The organism is Domibacillus sp. PGB-M46 (genome assembly GCF_022668875.1).
In the GTDB taxonomy this organism is placed as follows: Bacteria; Bacillota; Bacilli; order Bacillales; family Domibacillaceae; genus Domibacillus.
In genome coordinates this window covers 100,399-107,026 of record NZ_JAKGCR010000012.1, presented here as the reverse complement: position 1 = coordinate 107,026, position 6,628 = coordinate 100,399, and the positions used below count along the sequence as shown (strand labels likewise).

Below are 6,628 nucleotides of genomic sequence, written 5' to 3'. Positions count from 1 at the left end.
TCTATACCTAATTATACCATTTTAGCAATAGAGCGTTCAAGGAAAAAGAATGACTGAAAGAGCAGCGATTCATCCCCACTTAGCAAGCTTGAAGTGGGGGTGTTCTCGCCGAAAATGATAAAAAAGCCTGTAAACAAAGCCTTCAAAATGAAGGCTTTGTTTACAGGCTGAAGCGAAAAGTCCGCTTTTTTTGTTACTTTGATAAAAGAGATTGTGCTTCATCCAGAGCCATTTTGTTGCCGACCGCGGAGTAATCCAGCCACGGCTGTTCTTTAATCACGAAAACCTGGTCCTGCTTAACTGCTTTTAATCCCTGCCAGATGGCGCTTTTTTGAATCTCTTTGAATGACTGCTGTGCATCATCTTCTGCATCGACAACAACAAAAATCGTATCGGCAGCAAAGTCTGGCAGCACTTCCTGAGAAATAACCTCGTACGGTTCATTTGAATCAAGTTCTTCAATCCCTTTAGCAGGTGTTAAGCCAAGATCATCAAACAAAATCGGTCCAAGCGGACGGGCTGTTGTAAAAACACGAAGCTCTTTTGCATTGATGCGAATGGCCATCGCTGTGCCTGACTGAATGGTGTCTGGCAGTTCAGCTTTAACTTGCTGCGCCTTTTGGTCGTATTTCTGAATAAATGTGCTTGCTTCCTTTTCACGGTCGAGCAGCTTGCCAAGCTGTGTTAAATGGTCACGCCATGTCCCTTGGTCAAGGTCAATGACTTCGACAGGCGCAATGTCTTCATACTTGCTGAGGTCCTGGCCGGCAAATTCTTTATCAACGAGGATTAAGTCAGGTTCTAATGCAAGCAATGCTTCCATGTTGACATCTTTTGCTTCACCGAGTTTTTCTGTTCCTTTCAGCTGATCGGCTACGTGGGGAAGAAAGTCTCCTACTTTGCCGCCGACAACGGAGCCGGCTGGCTGAATGCCAAGAGCTAATAGGTTATTCGTTATGTGAATCGACAAGGAAGCAATTTTTTGCCCGTTTTCTTGCGCTGGTGCTGAGTCACCGGCAGAGTCAGCCGGTTCCTTGCTTCCACAAGCGGCAAGCAATAAGGTAAGGCACATACATAAGCAGAAGAATGTTATTTTTTTCATTACGCAAGCTCCTATCATGAATGAGTAGATTTTCTAAATACATATAAAAAATAGGGGGCACCGAGCGCTGCAGTCACGATGCCGGCCGGAATGCCAGCTGGCGCAAACAATGACCGGCCGATCGTATCAGCTGCCATTAAAATCAGCATGCCAACCAAGCCGGAGAGCGGCAGTACATACTGATGAAGCGGCCCGGCAATCCGGCGGGCAATTTGTGGAGCGGCGAGTCCAATAAAGCCAATCCCTCCAGCCATGGAAACACTCGCACTCGACAGAGCAACGGCGCAAAGCAGCAGGCCGGCCCGCTGTTTGGCCACATTAACACCAAGCCCGGCTGCCGGCGCTTCACCAAGCGACAGCATATTTAATGTGCCTGCATGGAAAAACGAATATGGTACCAAAACGAGCAGCCACGGCAGCAATGCTAGTACGTGTATCCATTCCCGTCCCCATATATTTCCCGCCAGCCAGTAGGCCGCAAAAGAATACACTTCCTCATCTAGGCGAAGCGACAGTACAAGTGTCAGGGCACTAAAGCCCGCTGCGAGCGCGATGCCGTTTAACAACAAGCGCTGCGGCAGAAAGCCAGCCTTACGGTCAAAAGAAAAAATAGTAATCAGCCCTGCTGCGCAAAGTCCACCGATAAAAGTAAAAAGCGGAATGAAAATGGTAAAGCTGCCTTCAAGCGTACCAAAAAAACGTAAAAAGAGAATCAGCCCGAAAGCGGCTCCGGCGTGAATGCCAATCACCCCCGGGTCTGCCAGCGCATTGCGGGATAAGCCCTGCAGCAGGCATCCGGCGATTCCCAAACCCACACCTGCCAGCATCGCAATTAACAGGCGGGGAAGTCGGTAATCGAACAGCACGATGGAGTCACGGGGAGAACCGAGTCCAAGGACTGTTTTTAATACCTCAACGGGACTGAGGCGAATCGTTCCGGTATTTAAGCTGATAAGCAGCACACACAGGCATAACAGTAATAAAACAAGCGAGGCCCTTACAGCTTTTTTCTGGCGTGTCTTCATGATTCTCTCCTCCTTTGCCGACGGGAGAGGAACAAAAAGAAGGGTACTCCTAAAAGAGCAACCATCGCACTGATCGCCAGCTCACGCGGCGGGTTTACCATACGGGCCCCGTAATCAGCCAGCACAAGTAAAATCGAGCCTCCCAAGGCGCTGATCGGAATAATAAACCGATAGTCAACGCCAACTAGCTTACGGGCAATGTGGGGAACGATCAGCCCGATAAACCCGATTGAGCCGGCTGCTGAAACCGATGTCCCTGCCAGAAGAACGGCGGCTCCGATCGCAGCCAGGCGGACCAGCGGCACGTTTCCACCAAGCCCAGCTGCGGTTTCTTCTCCAAGAGAGAGCAGCGTGAGCGGCCGGGCAAAGGAAAGAGACAGTAAGACGGCGGCCAGTATAATCGGTGCCAGGTATGTAAGATGCCCCCATCTAATGCCGGCAGTGCCACCCGCAAACCAAAAAGCAAGGTCCTGGCTTAAGTCAAAGTAAATCGCAACTCCTGAGCTGAGCGAGCTGAACAGAGCAGCTAAAATGGCTCCGGCAACCGTCAGGCGTATCGGCGTGATGCCGCCCGGTGCACCAGAGGCAATCCAAAAAATGCATATTGCACTGATGACCGATCCGAAAAAGCAAAACACAATCAGCAGAGAATACGGTATGCCGGGGGAAAGAGCAAAACAAAGAGCTGTCATAAGAGATGCGCCGGCATTGATCCCTAAAATACCCGGATCCGCCAAATCATTCCGGGTAACCGCCTGCATTAAAGCGCCGGAAACGGCCAGGGCACAGCCGACAAGCGCAGCGCCAAGCACGCGGGGAAGGCGAAGCTCATGAATAATTTGATGAGACGTCAGCTCTGCATTGAAATGAAAAACAGCGGCCCAGACGGTGGGCAGGTTAAGTTCTTTCGCTCCCGAGGAAACGGCGGCGAACAATGACACACCTAACAAACAAGTTGCCGCAAAAAAAATGATAATAAATAAGCTGTACCTTTTTTTCATCAGAAGAAAACAAGACCTTTCTAACTGCTATTGATAATCACTTTCAATTAAGTATAATAATAAGGGAAATAAGCGTCAATGTACGATTTTTGGCTTCTTTTCATGTATTATTTTTCGTTTCATTATTTTTTAATCCATCAGGGGGCATTACAGGTGAGAATGGAAATTGTAAAGACATGTCTTTTAAGCGGAAAGCAGACTCAGCAAGCTGTGCCTTCTTTTTGTCTTTTATCGATTGAAAAAAGCAGCGGATCATTAATCATAAATGGGATTAAGCAGGCACTTGGAAAAAGGGCTGTTTTTCTGCTGCATCCAGGCACATCTTTTTCGGTTGAAGCGGTAAATGAGGATGAAATAAGCGGCTGTATGCTGCTGTTCGACTTATATGAGGAACAAAGCCGGACCGCTGAAAAACTGGTGTACAAAAAAGCACGGACGTTTTCGGTAGAAGGGCTGGTTTCCTACCACCGTTCAGCGATTTGCCGTCTTCTATCTTCTATCCATCATAGAGATGCCGATCCTCCGTATGTGAGGGAGGGAGCGGCAGCAGAACTGCTTCACTGGCTTTCTGATCAGCCGTCATCCCTTCGACTTGAAGACAATGAAGAGCGTATTCATCAAACGCTTGGTTATATGAGCACTTGTTTTACTGAACCTATCACCCTGTCAGGGCTGGCTGAAATGGCCGGTATGAACCCGGCATATTATTCTCATCTATTTAAACAAAAAATGAATAAAACACCGATGGAATGGCTGACCCATCTTCGGCTGAACACGGCGAAAGAGATGCTTTTGACAGGAGACATTAAAATCAAGGAAGGCGCCCGCCGAACCGGGTATCAGGATGAACATTATTTCAGCCGCCGTTTTAAGCAGACATTCGGCATCGCGCCTTCCCATTATAATAGAAGACATATTAAAAAGGTCGTCTCTCTTTCTTACCCGTATACCGACCATTTGCTTGCACTGGGTGTAACCCCTGCAGCGGGCCAACTTCAGGAAAGCTTCGACGGCCGAATCAAAGAGCTGACGCTTCCTTATCATGCGAGCGAGCCATGGGATATCCAGCGGCAGTTTTTTTTAGAACAGAAACCTGACTTAATCTTGTGTAAAAACAACGTTGCCGGTATGGCGAAAGAGCATATCGGGGACATTGCTCCGGTTGTATCAATTGACTGGACAAGCATGGACGTATACAGCCATGCAGACACCATTGCCCGCTTGCTGGAAAAAGAAGAGGCTCTTTCAGCATGGCATGGCGCACATAACGAAAAAGTCAGAAAAGCACGGGCTGCAGTAGAAAACCGGATTGGAACCGGAAGATCTGCTGCTGTTTGGAGTGTAACAAACAAGGGAGTTCGGCTGTACGGAGCCCGTAATATGGGACATGTGTTTTACCGGCTGCTGGGCTTTCGTGCTCCTCGGTATCTTCAGGAAAAGATGGAGGAGCATCCAATGGGCACAATGTTTACCTGGATGCCCGCTTCTCTTGAACAGATGAAGAGGGATAGAAGTGATTTCATGTGGATTGTCACGGATAGTGAACACCGCCGGCGGATAATGGAGCATGAAATTAAAACGGACTCTCTCTTGTCAGCCCACCCCGCTGTTCAAAATGGCCGCTGCTTTTTTCTAGACTGGCAAAAGTGGAGTGTGTACGCGCCTCTAGGTATTGAGAAACAGCTTGAGGAAGCCTTGCTTTTTTTAACATCAGACGGGAGCTGATCAAGGTAGAACAGAAAAAGTAGACGTACTATGCGGTTTAAACAGTGAAAGTATCCAGTCAGGGCTGCCTAAACACATAAAAAAAGACAAAGTAGTTCTCAAATCTCTGATTTGAGGCTGCTTTGTCTCCAGTCTGAACGCTCCATATCTTAATATTATCATCAGTCGATCCTGTCAATGAATAGAATAAAATGTATACCTTATTCATTTTGAAAATGCAGAATGATGTGATGGTGTGCTTGCTGAACGGGAAATGGCCAAAGGAGAACAAAAGTTCAGCCTTAATGCAACAAAAATGCAAGCTTGTTTTATTTATAGGTAAAGCCCAAGGCATTCATAAAGGGACTGACCCCATAGTTAGAATTATATTTTTGTGAAAGTTTTTTGTGTAGAAGCCACATTTTCTTGGTATGATTTGATCATCCATTATTTAATTTTGTGGAAATCATCGAAAAATTGGTGCTGATATGGACATTTATACAATGGATTTAGTTATTAATTTTTTATTAGTTTTGTTTCCGTTATTCTTATGGCAAATGTTTTATCTTTTACACTATATTTATCAGTTTGAGTGGGTAGAAAAGTGGATGTTTGCTGTTTTCCCAGTACTATCCCTTATAATGTGTATGACCTTTCCTATTATTTTTATCGAACCTCTTCTTCTAGATCTTCGCAGGATTCCATTAATTTTAGGCGCTTTATATGGCGGATATAAAGTCGCACTCTTATTATTATCTGTGGTTGTAACACACCGTTATTTAATTGGCGGGGAGGCTTTTTACAATTCATTTTTTATTTTAATGTTAACCGCTATTTTCGCAGGATTAATGTCTAAATACTATATAAAGATGTCTTTAAAAATGAAAGTACTGACAAGCAGTGTATTAATCGTTCTCTCGTTATTTTTTTCAACACTGTTTTCTACACAGGTCTTTCATGTGGCCATGGTATTGAATGTTCGCTTAGAACACTTGCTTATCAATGTTATCGGCATGGTGATTGCAACACTTCTTACGGAAGTGATTTTGATTAATTTTGCTTTGCTGCGCAAATCAATGAAAGCAGAAAAGATGGAAGTTGCCAGTCATCTTGCTGCAAGTATTTCACATGAAGTTGGAAACCCGCTTACCGCGACTAGAGGATTTATGCAGCTTCTATCAGATGAAAAAATTCCTTTTGAAACAAGAAAAAATTACTTGGAAATTGCAGCGCAAGAGTTGGATCAGGCGATAGATACTATCAATGATTACTTAACCTTTGCAAAACCAGCGCCTAGAGAAAAAGAGAAAATCTTCATTTTGGAAGAAATTCAGTGTGTGGTCAAGGATCTTACTCCTTTAGCGGCAGTAAATAATGTTGAAATAAACATTTCTTTCACGGAAAATAAGGATTGTTTTGTTTTGGGAGATCGAAAAAGATTCGAGCAATGTTTGGCGAATATATTGAAAAATGGAATCGAATCGATGCCAAAGGGCGGAAAAATACAAATTGCGTTAGACTGCGAACGAACATCCATGATCACGGTAACTATAAAAGATGAAGGAATAGGTATGACTAAGCAGCAAATAAATCGTATAGGCGAGCCTTATTTCACAACAAAGGAAAATGGAACTGGGCTGGGAATGATGGTTTCATTTAGTGTCATCCGGGGAATGGGTGGAGAAATTAAAGTGAAAAGTGAATGGGGAAAAGGTACATATTTCTCTATCACTTTTCCTAAATATATACAGCAAGACAAATAAGAGTTTTAATGAAAGCACGCTTCCTTAAAGAGT

Annotated in this window: 5 protein-coding genes; 2 read left to right on the top strand and 3 right to left on the bottom strand. The window is 45.0% G+C overall.

The window, feature by feature from the left end; genetic code table 11:
• Positions 1-193 precede the first annotated feature (193 nt).
• Genes L2D08_RS14790 through L2D08_RS14780 form a run of 3 tightly spaced genes read right to left on the bottom strand, consistent with a single transcriptional unit; the run spans position 194 to position 3,128 of the window.
• Positions 194-1,102: an ABC transporter substrate-binding protein gene (locus L2D08_RS14790; protein ID WP_242234695.1), complete on the bottom strand. Its 909-nt coding sequence runs from the start codon at positions 1,100-1,102 to the stop codon at positions 194-196.
• 14 nt (positions 1,103-1,116) lie between these two features.
• Complete coding sequence (locus tag L2D08_RS14785) at positions 1,117-2,127, bottom strand: FecCD family ABC transporter permease (RefSeq protein ID WP_242234694.1); 1,011 nt, start codon at positions 2,125-2,127, stop codon at positions 1,117-1,119.
• Positions 2,124-3,128, bottom strand: coding sequence for a FecCD family ABC transporter permease (locus L2D08_RS14780; RefSeq protein WP_242234692.1), 1,005 nt, complete (start codon positions 3,126-3,128; stop codon positions 2,124-2,126). The genes L2D08_RS14785 and L2D08_RS14780 overlap by 4 nt, the downstream gene beginning before the upstream one ends.
• A 159-nt stretch (positions 3,129-3,287) precedes the next feature.
• Between L2D08_RS14780 and L2D08_RS14775 the strand changes: the two genes are divergently transcribed.
• Positions 3,288-4,853 carry a helix-turn-helix domain-containing protein gene (locus L2D08_RS14775; protein WP_242234705.1) on the top strand — a complete coding sequence of 522 codons (1,566 nt, stop codon included), beginning with the start codon at positions 3,288-3,290 and terminating at the stop codon, positions 4,851-4,853.
• Positions 4,854-5,335: 482 nt separating this feature from the next.
• Positions 5,336-6,595 carry a sensor histidine kinase gene (locus L2D08_RS14770; protein ID WP_242234690.1) on the top strand — a complete coding sequence of 420 codons (1,260 nt, stop codon included), beginning with the start codon at positions 5,336-5,338 and terminating at the stop codon, positions 6,593-6,595.
• Positions 6,596-6,628: the final 33 nt, after the last annotated feature.

Excerpts from the sequence above, each read along its gene's own strand:
- L2D08_RS14790 (WP_242234695.1), bottom strand. The coding sequence starts at position 1,102 with ATGAAAAAAATAACATTCTTCTGCTTATGTATGTGCCTTACCTTATTG.
- L2D08_RS14785 (WP_242234694.1), bottom strand. The coding sequence starts at position 2,127 with ATGAAGACACGCCAGAAAAAAGCTGTAAGGGCCTCGCTTGTTTTATTA.
- L2D08_RS14780 (WP_242234692.1), bottom strand. The coding sequence starts at position 3,128 with ATGAAAAAAAGGTACAGCTTATTTATTATCATTTTTTTTGCGGCAACT.
- L2D08_RS14775 (WP_242234705.1), top strand. The coding sequence starts at position 3,288 with ATGGAAATTGTAAAGACATGTCTTTTAAGCGGAAAGCAGACTCAGCAA.
- L2D08_RS14770 (WP_242234690.1), top strand. The coding sequence starts at position 5,336 with ATGGATTTAGTTATTAATTTTTTATTAGTTTTGTTTCCGTTATTCTTA.